This window comes from Paenarthrobacter histidinolovorans (assembly GCF_014647595.1).
In the GTDB taxonomy this organism is placed as follows: domain Bacteria; phylum Actinomycetota; class Actinomycetes; order Actinomycetales; family Micrococcaceae; genus Arthrobacter; species Arthrobacter histidinolovorans.
The window spans coordinates 93,068-107,972 of the sequence record NZ_BMPM01000009.1; the positions used below are offsets into that span (position 1 = coordinate 93,068).

At 63.1% G+C, this 14,905-nt stretch carries 17 protein-coding genes; 12 read left to right on the plus strand and 5 right to left on the minus strand.

Annotated features, from left to right (window positions below):
* Nucleotides 1-667: 667 nt before the first annotated feature.
* On the minus strand, nt 668-1,567 hold the full coding sequence (locus IEY62_RS18295) for a diacylglycerol kinase catalytic domain-containing protein (protein ID WP_189020550.1): 900 nt from the start codon (nt 1,565-1,567) through the stop codon (nt 668-670).
* 9 nt (nt 1,568-1,576) lie between these two features.
* On the minus strand, nt 1,577-2,596 hold the full coding sequence (locus tag IEY62_RS18300; RefSeq protein WP_189020552.1) for an SPFH domain-containing protein: 1,020 nt from the start codon (nt 2,594-2,596) through the stop codon (nt 1,577-1,579).
* 100 nt (nt 2,597-2,696) lie between these two features.
* On the opposite strand from IEY62_RS18300, the gene IEY62_RS18305 reads away from it, so the two are divergent.
* The gene (locus tag IEY62_RS18305; RefSeq protein WP_189020554.1) at nt 2,697-3,431 is read left to right on the plus strand and encodes an NUDIX hydrolase; all 735 of its coding nucleotides are present in this window, start codon (nt 2,697-2,699) and stop codon (nt 3,429-3,431) included.
* On the opposite strand, the gene IEY62_RS18310 is transcribed toward IEY62_RS18305, so the two are convergent.
* The 3 genes from IEY62_RS18310 to IEY62_RS18320 all read right to left on the minus strand — a co-directional run bounded on the left by IEY62_RS18310 (nt 3,428) and on the right by IEY62_RS18320 (nt 4,739).
* Nucleotides 3,428-3,880 carry a hypothetical protein gene (locus IEY62_RS18310; RefSeq protein ID WP_229785436.1) on the minus strand — a complete coding sequence of 151 codons (453 nt, stop codon included), beginning with the start codon at nt 3,878-3,880 and terminating at the stop codon, nt 3,428-3,430. The two genes, IEY62_RS18305 and IEY62_RS18310, sit on opposite strands and share 4 nt — an antisense overlap.
* Complete coding sequence (locus IEY62_RS18315; RefSeq protein ID WP_189020556.1) at nt 3,877-4,062, minus strand: hypothetical protein; 186 nt, start codon at nt 4,060-4,062, stop codon at nt 3,877-3,879. Before IEY62_RS18315 ends, IEY62_RS18310 begins: the two co-directional genes overlap by 4 nt.
* A gap of 95 nt (nt 4,063-4,157) precedes the next feature.
* The gene (locus tag IEY62_RS18320; protein WP_189020558.1) at nt 4,158-4,739 is read right to left on the minus strand and encodes a dTMP kinase; all 582 of its coding nucleotides are present in this window, start codon (nt 4,737-4,739) and stop codon (nt 4,158-4,160) included.
* Between the two features lie 358 nt (nt 4,740-5,097).
* Between IEY62_RS18320 and IEY62_RS18325 the strand changes: the two genes are divergently transcribed.
* The 11 genes from IEY62_RS18325 (at nt 5,098) to IEY62_RS18375 (ending at nt 14,767) form a co-directional block, all read left to right on the plus strand.
* Nucleotides 5,098-5,256, plus strand: coding sequence for a hypothetical protein (locus IEY62_RS18325; RefSeq protein ID WP_018778776.1), 159 nt, complete (start codon nt 5,098-5,100; stop codon nt 5,254-5,256).
* 86 nt (nt 5,257-5,342) lie between these two features.
* Nucleotides 5,343-5,516, plus strand: a complete 174-nt coding sequence (locus IEY62_RS18330; protein ID WP_189020560.1) for a hypothetical protein — start codon at nt 5,343-5,345, stop codon at nt 5,514-5,516.
* 317 nt (nt 5,517-5,833) lie between these two features.
* Nucleotides 5,834-6,310 (plus strand): hypothetical protein, encoded by a 477-nt coding sequence (locus tag IEY62_RS18335; protein WP_189020562.1) that lies wholly within the window; start codon nt 5,834-5,836, stop codon nt 6,308-6,310.
* A complete protein-coding gene (locus IEY62_RS18340) occupies nt 6,307-7,536 on the plus strand; it encodes an NRAMP family divalent metal transporter (protein ID WP_189020564.1) in 1,230 nt (409 codons plus the stop codon). Before IEY62_RS18335 ends, IEY62_RS18340 begins: the two co-directional genes overlap by 4 nt.
* Entirely contained in the window at nt 7,533-7,952 is a 420-nt protein-coding gene (locus IEY62_RS18345; RefSeq protein ID WP_189020566.1) for a hypothetical protein, read from the plus strand. Before IEY62_RS18340 ends, IEY62_RS18345 begins: the two co-directional genes overlap by 4 nt.
* The gene (locus IEY62_RS18350) at nt 7,942-8,277 is read left to right on the plus strand and encodes a PRC-barrel domain-containing protein (RefSeq protein WP_189020569.1); all 336 of its coding nucleotides are present in this window, start codon (nt 7,942-7,944) and stop codon (nt 8,275-8,277) included. The genes IEY62_RS18345 and IEY62_RS18350 overlap by 11 nt, the downstream gene beginning before the upstream one ends.
* 125 nt (nt 8,278-8,402) lie before the next feature.
* Nucleotides 8,403-8,753, plus strand: coding sequence for a hypothetical protein (locus tag IEY62_RS18355; protein ID WP_229785437.1), 351 nt, complete (start codon nt 8,403-8,405; stop codon nt 8,751-8,753).
* A 115-nt stretch (nt 8,754-8,868) separates the two neighbouring features.
* A complete protein-coding gene (locus tag IEY62_RS18360) occupies nt 8,869-9,354 on the plus strand; it encodes an SRPBCC family protein (protein ID WP_189020573.1) in 486 nt (161 codons plus the stop codon).
* 88 nt (nt 9,355-9,442) lie between these two features.
* A complete protein-coding gene (locus IEY62_RS18365) occupies nt 9,443-10,978 on the plus strand; it encodes a CYTH and CHAD domain-containing protein (protein ID WP_189020575.1) in 1,536 nt (511 codons plus the stop codon).
* 85 nt (nt 10,979-11,063) lie between these two features.
* Nucleotides 11,064-12,797, plus strand: a complete 1,734-nt coding sequence (locus IEY62_RS18370; protein ID WP_189020578.1) for an ABC transporter ATP-binding protein — start codon at nt 11,064-11,066, stop codon at nt 12,795-12,797.
* Complete coding sequence (locus IEY62_RS18375) at nt 12,794-14,767, plus strand: ABC transporter ATP-binding protein (RefSeq protein WP_308424494.1); 1,974 nt, start codon at nt 12,794-12,796, stop codon at nt 14,765-14,767. The genes IEY62_RS18370 and IEY62_RS18375 overlap by 4 nt, the downstream gene beginning before the upstream one ends.
* Nucleotides 14,768-14,905 lie beyond the last annotated feature (138 nt).

A 14,905-nucleotide genomic window follows, 5' to 3' on the forward strand; every position in this document is an offset into this window, starting at 1 on the left:
GTGCCCACGTATTTGTTGATGAATCAAAATCGAAGGCCTATTTCGTTGCCGCCACTGTCGTGAGACCGGAGTCCCTCGCATCTGCAAGGCGGGCAGTTTCGGTTTTGCGCCGCGCTGGTCAGCGCAGCGTTCACTTCAAGAGCGAGAGTGATAGTTCGAGGAATGCCTTCCTAGGGGGTGCGATTCAAGCTGGGCTGAGTGTTCGCCTGTATATCGCTCGCGGAATGCCTGACAAAGTTGCCCGGCCTTTGTGCTTGGAACGCCTCATGGACGACCTGATTCCAGGCAGAGCTGCAAAGCTGGTGCTGGAAAGTGACGCATCCTTGGAGCAAGCAGACCGTCGCATTATTGCGCGGCATCTTCGGGAAAACGATACTGATGGCTCATTGCGCTACATGCACTGCCGGCCCCACGAAGAACCTCTTCTCTGGGTGAGTGATGCCGTTGCCTGGTGTCACCAAAAAGGTGGCGATTGGATTCGAAGGGCAGCCCCGCTCGTGGATGAGCTCATCCAGTGCGTTCCTTAAATACCGCAGGTCCGGCTCGTCATACCATCCGGAAGACTGCCAGACCCACTTCGCAGGGCTATTGCCCATTGCACTAACGATGCTACCCCATTGCAGGTTTGGGTGTGGTCCTCGTTCCTTACTCAGCTGCGTAAAAATGATCAAACCAGCCGCAGCGGCCTCTGCCCCAACTGCACGGTAATCTCCTGACCCCAGGATGCCGTCAACCGGTCGTCCTCCATGCCATCACCGAACACCACCAGTTGGTCCGAAGCCACCGTTATCCGCAGCATTTCGCCGGCCTCCAGTACACCTTCTGTCAACGAGGCCCCGGTGACCGGTGAGGGCCAGGCTTCGCGGACGAACCACGCAAGCCGCGGATCAGTGGGTGCCGGCAAGGCCCGTCCGCCACGTTCCAGTGCGATGGACGCGCACCACCCGGTGGCCCCGGTTCCGGTGGAAACAATGAGGCCCGACGACGACTGCCGCTCGGTCTGTCCTCCGGCCTGCGTGAAACTCGGCGCTGCAAGCGTGTACTTCGCCGATTGGTGGGAGGCATGTCCGACAAAGACTTCGTTGAGCGCCGAAAGTTGCTGGCCGTCGTCGAGCGTTGCCGTCACAGTGGTGAGCTCCTGGCAGCGCAGCCGCGCAACATCTCCGGCGGCCAGGAGTGCGGCTGCGGCCGCCGGTGTGTGCCGGACCAGGACGCCGGGGTTCGCGCCGGGCTCGGGGTCGATGCCGATAACCGGCTGCCCGTTCAGGTACTTGGCGACGTTCGCCACCAGTCCGTCCTGACCTACGACGGCGATGATGTCTTCGTCCGTCAGCAGGAAGCGGCTGAGGTCCGCGCGTTCAACTTCGGCCTGGCGCCAATCCGCGGGAATGGATGCACGCACCGCCGCGAGGGCGTCGGTAAGGCGGTCGTGCCGGTCCTGCACGTCCTGGATGCTGCGGCCGCGGGTGCTGAGGAAGAACTCAGCCTGGCCGCGGGTGGCGTGCCGGTCCAGGAGTTCCTGGAGTTCGGTCCGCCGGTGGACGATGACGATGCGCGGGGTTGCCATGGTGTGACCTTACTTGGTGATTTCAGCGGTGGCGGCGGGTTCCTTGAACAACCCGGCCAGTGCGCCGCTGAGCAGGTCCGGGGTGATGGTCAGGTTGCCGATGTTCGGCAGGCTGCCCGCTGCATCCTTGAGCGCCAAGGCCAGCAGGGTGGCTTGCTCCATGCCGCGGTAGACCTCCATGGTGGCGGCTTCGCGGGCTGCTGCTGCTTCGCCGACGAGCCGGATCTGGTTGGCTTCAGCGGCGGCGCCGATTCCCTTGCGTTCGGCAGATCCCTGGGCTTCGATCAACCCGGCCGCGGCCTTTTCTTCAGCAGCGCGCCGGGCGTTTGCGCCTTCCTGTGCGACGAGGTTCTCCCGGCGGACCGCCAGTTCGATCTGGCTTGCCATCTCGTTTTCGGAGATAGTGCGTTCACGTTCGACGGCGACCGCACGCCTCTCGTACACAGCGCGGTCCGCTTCGGCCTGGAGCTGTTCGCGGACCGGCGTCTGCAGGGCGCGTTCCACTTCGGCTTCGGGCCTGACGGCCAGGACCTGCACGCCGAGGATTTCGATGCCGGTGGACTGGAGGCGGGCGTCTGCGCGGAGCGCGTCGGTGAGGACCAGGCGGAGCTGGCTGACGCCGCGTTCGAGTGCCTCGGCGAGTGTTGTAGTGGCGATTTGGTCTATCGCGTGGCTCTGGCACAGCTGCCCGATGATGGTGGACACCTGTTCGCGTCCGGTGGCCGGTGCCTTGCCGGCGGTCTGCAGTCCGAAGTCGAGGCGTGTGGAAACGGCTACAGGATCGATGAACCGGTAGGTCACATTGGCTTGGACGCTCACGTCCTGGTGGTCTCGGGTGATGGCGTGGAAGAGCGTGGGGAGTTCCTGGTCGTCCACGGGAACCTCGCTCAATACCGAGTTGGCGGGACGGAAGAAGAACGCCTGGCCCACTCCTTGGTGCTTGACGGTCCCCTTTTGCAGGTGGACGACGTAGCCGGTGGGGCTGCCGAGGAAGTGGCTGATCCAGGGGTAGCGCTTGATGATGGCCATGATGTTCTCCTTCACTTGTTGTCGTCAATTTGACGATAACTAAACAGTAGGAGCTTCCCGCATTATTGTCAATATGACGATAACTACCTAGGATTGATGCATGCCTGAATCCCACCCAGCGCCCCATCGCTTCCCGGTGACCGTCGACGTCGTCGCCCTCACTGTGCGCGACGGCGAGCTGAACGTCCTGCTCATTACGCGCCTCATCGAACCCTTCAAGGGCAAACCCGCGCTTCCGGGCGGGTTCGTTCTCGCAGGCGAGGACCTGCAGGAGGCGGCGGTCCGCGAACTCGCGGAAGAGACCGGCGTCGAACGCCTTCCGGGGTACCTGGAGCAATTGGGGAGCTACGGACCCAAGGGTCGCGACCCCCGGGGCGACGTGCTGACCGTCGCGCACCTGCTCCTGGCACCGGACTTCCCGGTGCTCGCGGCCGGCAGCGACGCCGAGCACGCCGCGTGGTACCCGGTAACTGAGGTTCCGGAGCTGGCCTTCGACCATGCTCGAATCCTCGATGACGCCCTGGAACGGGCCAAATCCAAGCTCGAATACTCGCCCCTGGGCGCAGCCTTCTGCGGCGAGGAATTCACCATCGCCCAGCTCCGTGCAGTGTACGAGGCAGTCTGGGGCACCCGGCTGGACCCGCGGAACTTCCACCGAAAGGCGACAGGGACGCCTGGCTTCCTGGAGGACACCGGTCGCATGACAACGGGCGACGCCGGACGGCCGGCCGCGCTGTTCAGGCTCGCCCCCGAGTCACGTCCGACGGCGGGCCACCCCACCCGCGCGGTGCTGAACCCGCCGCTGATGCGCCCCCGGAATGGGGCGGCAGGCTAGCTCGCCGGGGTTAGGGCGCGAATCGCTTCCGCGGTTGCTTCGGGGTCGCGGGTCGAGATGATCCACGTTCGGCTCCGCGTCTCCACTGTGACAGCAGGGCCGCCCACCAGCAAGCCCCACGTTCTGCGACCCAAATACCTTACGCCGAATCCCTCGGTAAGGGAGCTGGATGGTGCGGGGGAGACATCGACGAGGTCGGCCAGTGCGATCGTCCGGGAGTAGAAGGGGTGGCATCGAACAAGCAATGCATTACTCGTGGATTCGATGCTTACGGTCATTCGTAGCACCACGATGGTCAGGAGTAGAATCACGCCGGCCAGCCCGGCATTGATCAGCAGCAGGTTGCTGGGAATTGCGACAGCAATGATGAACAAGGCGGCAACGGCAACAATGGTCGCAACAGCCTGTTGGGATGCGCGGCTGATGCCGGCTGTCGAGATCAACGTCACCGTATGCCTGGAATGCGACCGTCCCGCCGCGCACGCAACCAGCGGTCCACGGAGACGGCGAGTGCCGCCACGGGAATGCCCGCCAGTAAAGCCGGCAATGGACCCAAACCCGGCAGGAGGATGGCGTACGTCCCGAAGCCTCCAATAAAGATCAGAAGACCTCTGCGCGTTCTTACACTCATGGACGTCCCCCAAGGCTGCATGCGACCACGATCTCCGTTGCCGTGGCCATGCCGTGAGCCTACCCCGCGCTCCAGCAGACGCAAGTCACGGGGATCTAAACGCAGGTCAGCTCCTTTGCATCGATCAGCCGGTTCAACCGGGTCAGAACCTCGTCCGGAGTGCCGTTCGCGTCCACAACAACAAATCCGGAGAGTTCCGGGAGGGCGCGGTAGGCATCGCGAAACGCCCGCAGATCAGCCAGCGTCTCCTTGTCGGTCCCACGTGCCATGACGCGCTGGTGCGCACGGCGCGGGTCGACGTCGAAATGAACCGCCAGGTCCGGGGCGGGCAGCATCCTTAGCAGCCACTGCAGCAGCCGTCCGCGTTCCAGGCCCTTGCTTTCGCGGAGCGCAAGCTGGCAATGCAAATGGCGATCCATGACAACCAAGCTGTCGGCGCGTCGGGCGCGTGCATGGTTGACCAGGACGGTGAACAGCCGCACACCCGTCTCAATGAAATCCGCGACGCGCGGGGGCATGGTGAATCCGACCTTCTCGGCCAGAAGCGAGAACTGCCTCCGGCCGGCGTGGTTGCTCAGCAGTAAGGCACTCCGCCCCTCAACGCGGGCTGACTCCACCAAGGCGCGGGCCGCCGTCGTTTTTCCTGAACCGTCAATTCCTGTCAGAACAATGAGCATGGAGGCCTCCCCTCGTTTCCTGTCCAACGAAGGGGAGTGGCCGCTTGTCCCGTGAGTCGGGCCACAGCCCTTGACCATGCGCTGCGGATCGCCCCCGGGGCCCTCTCCGCGAAACGGTACTAAGTTTCCTGACGAACTGCTTCGCCAAAGGGGGAAGCACGCCTATCATGATGCTATGTACGAACCACTGACGGGCAAAAGATTCGTTTGGGTCCTTTTCCCTGAGGGTACGTAAGAAATACGGAGATGAATTTCTCCAACCGGTGCCCGTTGGCATGGGTGGCGCTCCACACGGTGTGGAGTACCAGCGGACGCCTTCCTGAATAGACAACAGTTATTGAAAGGGATGCGTAGCTCAATGAACACACTCTTGATAATCGCCGGCGTAATCGCGATCATCCTGCTTCTTGTGGGCGGATTCAACCAGGCACTCAGTTTCCTGCTTTGGGTAGGAATTATCCTGCTGGTGCTGGCACTCATCGGTTGGGTCGTCGGTAGGGGCCGGTCGCGCGTATGACGACTGATCCAAGCGAAGTTGCCGGTTTTTCCCAGGTTCGCGATGGAACCACCACCCCTGGCAATCCCATTCCCAGGGAGCCGGGGGTGCCAGAAACCAGCGGCCCGGGAGACGCCGGTGACGCATCGTCGGGAAGTCAGGATGACGCCGTCGATGCTGGTCCCAGCGAATCTGCCAATCCACCCGGGCCGGCAGAAGAAAAGGATGAAAAGACAGCGGACAACCGCGGTCTGACAACCGAAACCAATCCCACGGATTGATCGGATCAGCGGGCGGCGGGCGGGAGATATCAGGTCCGCCGCCACGCTCCTTCAGGTCCCAAAACTACGGTTTGTCACTTAATTGCTGAGCGTTGTCAGTTAGCGATTGGGGTTGAAATGCGAATCGGTTCAATCATCGGGCTATTGGTAGTCGTCTGGCTCGTTATAGGGGCAGTTGCCGCCGGGCAGCGGGGATACTACAGCGACCCACCCGCCCAATGCTCGCAGGTGGCAACCATTGCCTTGAATATTGTTGTCGGCCCACTCAATTACATGGGCATGAACCCTCAGGGTGGGTGCGAGATTCCAAAGCCGTCATGAGTAAATCTCCGCGGTTCCGGAACGTAGTCCTTACTCTTCTGGTGGTTGTTGCCGGCGTGCTGGCCGGCTGCTCGCAGCAGCCATCCGCCGACGCCCTGAAAGGGCCGGCCGAGGAGGTTTCATCGGCCGTGCGCGCGGCTAGCCTTGCGGTGGATCTCAGGATTTCGGACAGTACGACGGCGGCCGCCGCCTCCACCGCAGCCGACGACATGCTGGGCGACGTGGAGTCCGCCACGAAAGAGGTCCACGCACTCTCTGCGCAAACGCAGGAGGAGCGCACCCTCCGCAACGATGTCCTGGCTGCCTTCTCTTCCGTTTCCAGGGCGCTCCTGCACGCGCGGGACGCCCTGTCCTCATCTTCGAACGGTCCCAGTGACGGGCAAGGGAAAGCACAGCTCTCCACCGTGCAAGGGGAACTTCGCGCTGCCACCGAGCAACTGGACAGTCTGATGACCAAGGCCGGCATCCAGTGAAACGGCTCCTCGGTGTTGCACTTGGCATCCTGACGGCGATCGGGGGCTTTGTCGACATCGGGGACCTCGTGACCAACGCGGTGGTGGGCTCACGGTTCGGCATGTCCCTGGCATGGGTGGTGTTGGTGGGCGTGGTGGGCATCTGTCTCTTCGCCAACATGTCCGGCAGGGTGGCTGCAGTTTCCGGCAGGGCCACCTTTGAGGTCATTCGGGAGCGCCTTGGACCACGCGCCGGATTGGCCAATCTGGGCGCCTCCTTCCTGATCAATGTCATGACCGTAACCGCCGAAATCGGCGGCATCGCCCTCGCCCTCCAACTGGCCAGCGGGGTGGCCTATATTCTCTGGGTTCCCTTTGCCCTGCTGGCCGTGTGGCTGGTGGTTTGGCGGGTGAAATTCAGCATCATGGAGAACGTCACCGGGCTCGTGGGCTTGTCCTTGGTGGTCTTCGCCGTCGCCCTTTTCCTCCTGAAACCTGATTGGGGTGCGCTGGCCGGGCAGGCGTTTTCCCCGTCCGTTCCGGCGCAGGAGGGCGCCGGTGTGTACTGGTACTACGCCATTGCCCTGTTTGGGGCGGCCATGACGCCGTATGAGGTGTTCTTCTTCTCCTCGGGGGCAGTGGAGGAACGCTGGAAGATCAAGGACCTGGCCCAGTCCCGCCTCAATGTCCTCCTCGGGTTCCCGCTGGGCGGGTTGTTGTCCATTGCGATCGCCGGGTGCGCCGCCGTCGTTCTTCTTCCTGCCGGAATCAGCGTCACTTCGTTGTCCCAGGTTGCGCTTCCGGTGGCGCAGGCCGGGGGCCAGCTGGCGCTTGCTGTCTTGATTCTGGGGGTGGTGGCAGCGACGTTCGGGGCCGCTTTGGAGACGACGCTTTCCAGTGGTTACACGCTGGCGCAGTTCTTTGGTTGGTCGTGGGGCAAGTTCCGCCGGCCGGCCCAGGCAGCCCGGTTCCACGTGTCGATGATTGTGGTGTTGCTGGCTGGGGTGGCGGTGCTGGCCACGGGCGTCGATCCCATCCTGGTGACTGAATACTCCGTGGTTTTTTCGGCGATTGCCCTGCCGTTGACCTACCTGCCAATACTCATCGTGGCCAATGACCCGCAATACATGGGCAAGCACGTCAATAATCGAGCGGTGAACATCGCCGGAGTGATCTACCTGTTCGTCATCCTGGTTGCCTCCCTGGCGGCCATCCCACTGATGATCGCCACAGGAGCTGGAGCATGAGCGAACGCAAGCGTGTCCAACCGCGGCAACTCCACGCTGCGCCCTCGCCGGCGGGCCTTGTGCTCGACGCCCAGCTGCACTTGCTGGACCGGCAGATGTTGGACGTCGACGGCGTCCCTGTCACCACTGTTGACGACATCGAACTGAGCGGGCCCGAACCCAATGAAGAGATTCCCGAAGGAACGGCGCCGCCTCAGATCACGGCCCTGCTCACCGGGCCGGTACTGGGAACCCGCATCTTCGGCGGCAGGCCGCCGTCGAGCCGTTTGATCCGTATTCCGTGGAAAGTGGTGGCGGGTGTGGACACGGTGGTGACGTTGGGTGTCCGGGCCGATTCGATGGACGCCTCATGGGTTGAGCGGTGGCTGCGGAACCATGTCATTGCCCGGATCCCGGGAGGCAGCCATGAACCTTAGCGACATGCTGGGCAGCGATGTGCTGGATGGTGCTGGTGAGCGGCTGGGCGAGGTGTCGGATGTCCGGTTCGCGTTGGACGCGGGAGCGGGCCAGCTTCTGAGTCCAGCCAGGCTTGTGGGAATCGTGGTGAGTCCGCGGACGGCGTCGTCGTTTCTTGGCTATGAGCGGCAGGAAATCAGCCAACCTTGGCCGGTGGCGCAGTTGCTCCGTTGGCGGCACAGGGGCTCATTCCTGGTGCTGTGGGAGGATATCGCGGTGATGGGTTCGGAGGGGGTCCGGCTGCGGTCCGGCTTCACTGCATACGATGCGCGGCTGACACGATAGACCATCGAAAAGCGAATTGCTAAGTTTACTGATAATTTTGGCGTAGCATGGACATGCCACTAAGCATCCTTATAGGTTCGAAGTGTTCCATCATCACGTTCGCCGCATCGGAAAGGACAAGTCATATGGACAAGCAGGACGCGACACCCGAAGAGGAAGTAGGAGGCTACGGCACTCCTACGGCAGAGCAGGAAGCCGGCGGTGGCCAGGCCCAGCCACGCGTTGAAGAAGACATCGACGAGGCCGCACTGGGCGAGGGTACCGGCGCGCCGAACCTCAGCCACCTGGATCCGGAAGACTCGGACAGCTCCGGAGAGCCGGGCGCAGGGCGCTTTGGCGGTATCGATGAACAGTCCCACGCAGAGCAGTCATCCCTGCCGGACGATGCGGAGGAACTGCCGGATGGCAGCGGAAACGACCTTCCCCAGGAAGAGTCGCCGAACGATGATGACGAAGAAAGTTTTGACGCCGGCTAAGAGCTTTGGCTGGCGCGCTTAGACTGGCGCGCCACTGGTTAAGCAGCCAGCCGGTTGGTGCGCCGCCGGAAATCCCGAATCTGGAAACAGAGGCTAGATCGAAGGAGCAAGACCCATGGCAACGGTGAACAAGTCAATTGACGTGGACGTGCCCGTGTCCGTCGCGTACAACCAATGGACTCAGTTCGAGTCGTTCCCGGAATTCATGAACGGGGTGGAGTCCGTGGAGCAGATCGACGACACGGCCCTGCACTTTTCCACCAACGTGGGGGGCGTCAAACGCGAATACAACGCCCAGATCATCGAGCAGGTTCCAGACGCATTGGTGAGCTGGACAAGCGTTGACGGCCCACGGAACTCGGGCACTGTGAGCTTCGTGCCCCTCGAAGATGCCCGCACCCGCGTCAATGTGGCCATCGACTGGGAGCCTGAAGGCCTCGCCGAAAAGGCCGGATCCGCGCTGGGCGTGGACGAACTGCGGGTGGGTGCCGACCTGGACAAGTTCAAGAAGTTCATGGAAGCTCAAGGACACGAGTCCGGCGCTTGGCGCGGGACAGTGTCCGGAGGCGATGTGGACGACGCAGGCGGAGCACTCCTGTAAGTTTTGGCTTCACGCGAGGGCCGCCCGTATCCACGGGCCGGCCCTCGCGGCATACTTGGAGTAACCGTGAAGGGGAGTATTGAAGGCCATGGCAACGTCCAGCAGCGTAGAGGCAGAACAGAAATTCGACGCACTGGAGTCCACGCCGCTTCCGAAGCTGGACGCCATCGACGGCGTGGGCAGAGTCGGTGACCCGGTAAGCCACACGTTGGAAGCCACCTACTTCGACACCAGCCAGCTTTCCCTGGCACGCCACGGAATCACCCTCCGCCGCCGCACCGGAGGACACGACGCCGGCTGGCACCTCAAACTGCCGCTCGGCCCCGGCAAACGGACCGAAATCCATGCTCCTTTGGGCAGCGCAGATACCGTTCCGGTGGAGCTCCTGGACAGGGTGCTTGCCTACACGCGGGCGCATGCCGTCCTGGCAGTGGCCACCCTGCACACGGATCGTGTGAGCTACGCCTTGTACGGAAACCAGGGCGGGCGTTTGGCCGACTTCGTGGACGACCGAGTCCAGGCCCAGGTAACTGTGGGGGACGGCCGCCGGCTCGAATGGCGGGAATGGGAGGTGGAACTGGCGGCCTCCGACGGAACCGGTGACGGCCTGTTGGCTACCCTGACCCGCCAGCTGTCCGCTGCGGGTGCCACTCCCAGCCGCCGAAGCTCCAAACTGGCCACCGCGCTGGGCGGCGAATGGCCGGCCCCCGGAAATGCCGGCCGGAAACCGGACACCACCAAAGGCGCAGGCAAGAAAAGGGCAGCGGACCCCATACTCAGCTACCTGCAGACGCAGCTCACCGGCCTGTTTCTCCAGGACGCCCACGTGCGGCTGGGCCGTGACGATTCGGTTCACCAGCTGCGGGCCTACACCCGGCGGATACGTTCTGTGCTGCACAGTTATCGTCCGCTGTTCGCCGCCGGGCCCATTGATGACCTTGAACGCGGGCTGAAGTCCCTTGCGGAGACCCTGGGGCGGTACCGCGACACCGAAGTCCTGCATGCGCGCCTCCGGAATGCCCTTGATGAGCTGCCTGACCACGTGATCCTGGGCCCACTCCACGACGAGCTTGAACAGCGGATGGTGCTCCGGGCCGATACCGCCATGGCCGGCATCCGGACCCGTCTGACCAGCCCGGCATACTTCCGCCTCCTCGACGACCTCGAAGCATTCATCGAGTCGCCTTCCCTGACGACGAAGGGAAGCGCACCGGCAAGGAAGACTACCGCGAAGCTCGTCAACAAAGCCGTGAAGCGGCTGCGTAAACGCCACGACGCGGCGGTGGCCGCCGCCGTCGGGCACTCACGCGACGAAGCCCTGCACCGCGTACGCAAGTCAGCCAAGAAGCTGCGTTTCGCAGCGGCGGCCGCAGAACGCGTCCACGGCAGGCGTGCCGCGAAGCTTGGCAAGGCTGCGCACAAAATCCAATCCATCCTGGGCACCCATCAGGACAGCGTGTTGGTGCGCGAAGAGTTGCTGGCCCTTGGTTCGACGGCCGGACTTGGCAGCGCAGCCTTCACCTACGGCGTGCTGCATGCCCGGGAATCCGCCGTTTCAGACGCCACGGAACGCAAGTACCTGAAGGGCAGCGCCACGGCGTTGAAGCTGCTTACCGGGAAGTAGGGAGACTGCGCGGATTCCCTCTAGTTGCCCACAGCAACCAGACGTAAACTGGCCTTCGGTTTCACTTCGAAAGCTCGGAGACAGCATGCTCTGGAAGGTACTGGTTCGCTTCCTGCGGCCGCATCAGCGACTGCTGGTGGGCGTCGTCATTTTTCAGTTGGCGCAGTCGATTGCGTCCCTATACCTGCCGACGCTCAATGCCGACATCATCGATAACGGCGTAGCAGCCGGGGACACCGACTACATTCTGCGCATGGGCGGCCTGATGCTGCTGATTACGCTTCTGCAGATCTCCTGTTCCGTGGTTGCCGTGTACTTCGGCGCCAAGGCGGCCATGGGTATGGGCCGCGATGTCCGCGATGCCATCTTCAGCCGGGTAGGCGAATTCTCGGAACAGGAAGTCACCAGGTTTGGTGCTCCATCCTTGATCACCCGGTCCACCAACGATGTCCAGCAAGTGCAGCAGCTGGTCCTCATGTCCTGCACGCTCATGGTCGCGGCGCCGATGCTGAGCATCGGCGGCGTGATCATGGCCGTGCGACAGGACGCGCAACTGTCCTGGCTGATTGCCGTGTGCGTGCCCGTGCTGTTGGTTGCCGTCGGGCTGATCGTGACGCGCATGGTGCCGCTGTTCCGCAAAATGCAGGTCCGGATCGACGCCGTGAACAGGGTGCTGCGCGAGCAGCTCACCGGCATCCGGGTGGTGCGGGCGTTCGTTCGTGAAGACATGGAAGTGTCCCGCTTCGGCAAAGCGAACGACGACGTCACCGACGTCGCGCTGCGGGCCGGCCGTTTGATGGCGCTCATGTTCCCTGTGGTCATGCTGGTCATGAATGTCTCCAGCGTGGCGGTGATCTGGTTCGGCTCCTTCCGGATCGAGGACGGCTCCATGCAAGTGGGCACCCTGATCGCGTTCCTGAGCTACCTTATGCAGATCCTCATGTCCGTCATGATGGCCACGTTCATGGCAGTGATGATCCCGCGCGCGTCGGTTTCCGCCGACCGCATCGGCGAGGTGCTGGAGACCGACTCAAGTGTCCGGCCGCCGTCGAACCCTGTTACTGGCGGCATCCGCCGCGGCGAGTTGGAAATGCGCGACGTCGGATTCGCCTACCCGGGTGCCGAACGGCCTGTGCTGAGTGGGCTGACATTCACTGCCCGGGCGGGCGAGACCACTGCGATCATCGGCAGCACCGGAGCCGGGAAGACCACGTTGGTGAACCTCATGCCGAGGCTGTTCGACGCCACGTCCGGGTCCGTCCGAATGGACGGCGTGGATGTCCGCGATCTCCACCCGGACCTGCTATGGGGCCACATTGGCTTGGTTCCGCAGAGGCCGTACCTGTTCTCCGGCACGGTCCGCAGCAACCTGCAATACGGCAAACCGGACGCCACCGAGGACGAACTGTGGCAAGCGCTGCGCGTGGCCCAGGCGGACGACTTCGTCCGCGGCATGGAAGGGGGCCTGGATGCGGCCATCTCCCAGGGCGGCACCAACGTTTCCGGCGGGCAGCGTCAACGGCTCGCCATTGCGCGGGCCTTGGTGAAGCAGCCGGAGCTCTACATCTTTGATGACTCCTTCTCATCCTTGGATACCGCCACCGACGCCAGGCTCCGGCAGGCCCTCAAACGCCATACCAACGGTGCCACCTTGGTGATCATCGCCCAGCGCGTGTCCAGCATCGCCGACGCAGACCGGATCCTGGTCCTCGACGACGGCAGGATCGTTGGGCAGGGAACGCACGAAGAATTGTTGGAGACATCCGAAACATACAGGGAAATCGTCTCGTCCCAGCTGGCAGCGGAGGAGGCAGCATGAGCACGTCCACTGCTACAGCCGGCGGTCGTGGCCCCCAGCGCCCGGGAATGGGCCCGGGCCGGGGAGGCCCTTTCGCTGGAATGAACATCCCGGCAGAGAAAGCCTCCAACTTCAAGGCTTCGGCCCGCAGGCTCCTGGGGACCCTGCAGCCGGAAAGGCTCTGGCTGGCCCTGGTGCTGGTCTTCGCCGTGGCCAGTGTTGCGCTGTCCGTAATCGGTCCCCGGTTGTTGGGTGAAGGGACCAACCTGATCTTCGCAGGGATCGTGTCCAAGCAGCTGCCCGCCGGGGTGTCCAAAGAGCAGGTCATCGCGGGCCTGCGGGCCTCAGGCGAGAACAGCAAAGCCGACATGCTGGGCGCCATGAACCTCACGCCCGGCGTCGGAATCGACTTTGCCGCCCTGTCCTCGGTGCTGCTGTGGGCATTGGCCCTGTACGTCCTTGCTTCAGCCTTCGGGTGGATGCAGGCCTACGTCCTCAACGGGGTGGTCCAGCGGACCGTGTACCGCCTCCGCCAGCGCATCGAGGCCAAAATCCACCGACTGCCCCTGCGCTACTTCGATTCCATCCAGCGCGGTGAACTGCTGAGCCGGGTAACCAACGATGTCGATAACATTTCCCAAAGCCTGCAACAGTCCATCAGCCAGGTGGTCTCCTCCCTGCTGACCGTACTGGGCGTGCTGGTAATGATGTTCCTGCTCTCGCCCCTGCTGGCACTGATCGCCTTGGTCACCATTCCGCTGACGCTGGGGACCACGTTGCTTATTGCCAAGAGGTCGCAGAAGCTGTTCGTGGCCCAATGGAAGAACACCGGTGAGCTCAACGGCCAGATCGAAGAGACCTACACCGGGCACGCCCTGGTGAAGGTCTTCGGTCGGCAGAACGAGGTCCAGGAGAAGTTCCGCGCCAAGAACACTGAGCTGTATCAGGCAAGCTTCGGAGCACAGTTCGTCAGCGGTCTGATCATGCCGGCCATGACCTTCATCGGAAACCTGGTGTACGTGGGCATTGCCGTAGTTGGCGGTCTGCAGGTGGCCGCCGGTTCCATGCAGTTGGGCGATGTGCAGGCGTTCATCCAGTACTCGCGGCAATTCACCATGCCTCTGGCGCAGCTCGGATCCATGGCGAACATGCTGCAATCCGGTGTTGCCTCCGCCGAGCGTGTGTTCGACCTCCTGGACGAGGAAGAAGAGTCACCCGAACCCGCTCCTTCCGGTGCCCCGGCCGGGCGTGGACGCCTGGTGTTCGATAACGTCTCCTTCCGCTACTCCCCGGACAAGCCCCTGATCACCGACCTCAGCCTGGTGGCAGAACCCGGCCAGAGCATCGCAATCGTGGGTCCCACGGGTGCCGGCAAAACCACCCTGGTGAACCTGATGATGCGCTTCTATGAGCTGGACTCCGGGCGGATAACGCTCGACGGCGTGGACATCGCCTCCATCTCGCGGCAGGAGTTGCGCTCGCGGATGGGCATGGTCCTCCAGGACACGTGGCTTTTCGGCGGCACCATCCGGGACAACATCGCCTATGGCCGGCCTTTGGCTTCGGAGGCGGAGATCATGGAGGCCGCACAGGCTACCTATGTAGACAGGTTCGTGCGTTCGCTGCCCGAGGGCTACGACACCGTACTCGACGACGAAGGCGGCAATGTCTCAGCCGGGGAGAAGCAACTGCTGACCATCGCCAGGGCCTTCCTGTCCCGGCCTTCGGTGTTGATCCTGGACGAAGCCACAAGCTCCGTGGATACCCGGACCGAGGTGCTGGTGCAGAAAGCCATGAACGCGCTCCGCTCGGACCGGACGAGCTTCGTGATTGCCCACCGGCTCTCCACCATCCGCGACGCCGACCTGATCCTGGTGATGGAGGACGGGCAGATCGTGGAGCAGGGGAATCACGCGGAGCTGCTTTCAGCTGGCGGGGCGTATGCCCGGCTGTACGAGGCACAGTTCGCGGCGCCGGTGGCGGAGGCCTGAACCCCTGGTTTGTTCGGAGGCTTCGGGAACGACGGCGGGCCTGATTTCCTGGGAGGTACCTTCACCACCCTCTTTGAACTCCGGAACGCCATATTTCAACCCTATTCGGTTGTTTTCGGATCAAGCTGCGGCCAAAGT

What these genes read in the sequence shown, in the direction of transcription:
- IEY62_RS18360 (WP_189020573.1), top strand. Translation starts at nt 8,869, where the DNA reads ATGGCAACGGTGAACAAGTCAATTGACGTGGACGTGCCCGTGTCCGTC.
- IEY62_RS18320 (WP_189020558.1), bottom strand. Translation starts at nt 4,739, where the DNA reads ATGCTCATTGTTCTGACAGGAATTGACGGTTCAGGAAAAACGACGGCG.
- IEY62_RS18295 (WP_189020550.1), bottom strand. Translation starts at nt 1,567, where the DNA reads ATGGCAACCCCGCGCATCGTCATCGTCCACCGGCGGACCGAACTCCAG.
- IEY62_RS18315 (WP_189020556.1), bottom strand. Translation starts at nt 4,062, where the DNA reads ATGAGTGTAAGAACGCGCAGAGGTCTTCTGATCTTTATTGGAGGCTTC.
- IEY62_RS18355 (WP_229785437.1), top strand. Translation starts at nt 8,403, where the DNA reads ATGGACAAGCAGGACGCGACACCCGAAGAGGAAGTAGGAGGCTACGGC.
- IEY62_RS18300 (WP_189020552.1), bottom strand. Translation starts at nt 2,596, where the DNA reads ATGGCCATCATCAAGCGCTACCCCTGGATCAGCCACTTCCTCGGCAGC.
- IEY62_RS18335 (WP_189020562.1), top strand. Translation starts at nt 5,834, where the DNA reads ATGAGTAAATCTCCGCGGTTCCGGAACGTAGTCCTTACTCTTCTGGTG.
- IEY62_RS18375 (WP_308424494.1), top strand. Translation starts at nt 12,794, where the DNA reads ATGAGCACGTCCACTGCTACAGCCGGCGGTCGTGGCCCCCAGCGCCCG.
- IEY62_RS18345 (WP_189020566.1), top strand. Translation starts at nt 7,533, where the DNA reads ATGAGCGAACGCAAGCGTGTCCAACCGCGGCAACTCCACGCTGCGCCC.
- IEY62_RS18370 (WP_189020578.1), top strand. Translation starts at nt 11,064, where the DNA reads ATGCTCTGGAAGGTACTGGTTCGCTTCCTGCGGCCGCATCAGCGACTG.
- IEY62_RS18350 (WP_189020569.1), top strand. Translation starts at nt 7,942, where the DNA reads ATGAACCTTAGCGACATGCTGGGCAGCGATGTGCTGGATGGTGCTGGT.
- IEY62_RS18365 (WP_189020575.1), top strand. Translation starts at nt 9,443, where the DNA reads ATGGCAACGTCCAGCAGCGTAGAGGCAGAACAGAAATTCGACGCACTG.
- IEY62_RS18305 (WP_189020554.1), top strand. Translation starts at nt 2,697, where the DNA reads ATGCCTGAATCCCACCCAGCGCCCCATCGCTTCCCGGTGACCGTCGAC.
- IEY62_RS18325 (WP_018778776.1), top strand. Translation starts at nt 5,098, where the DNA reads ATGAACACACTCTTGATAATCGCCGGCGTAATCGCGATCATCCTGCTT.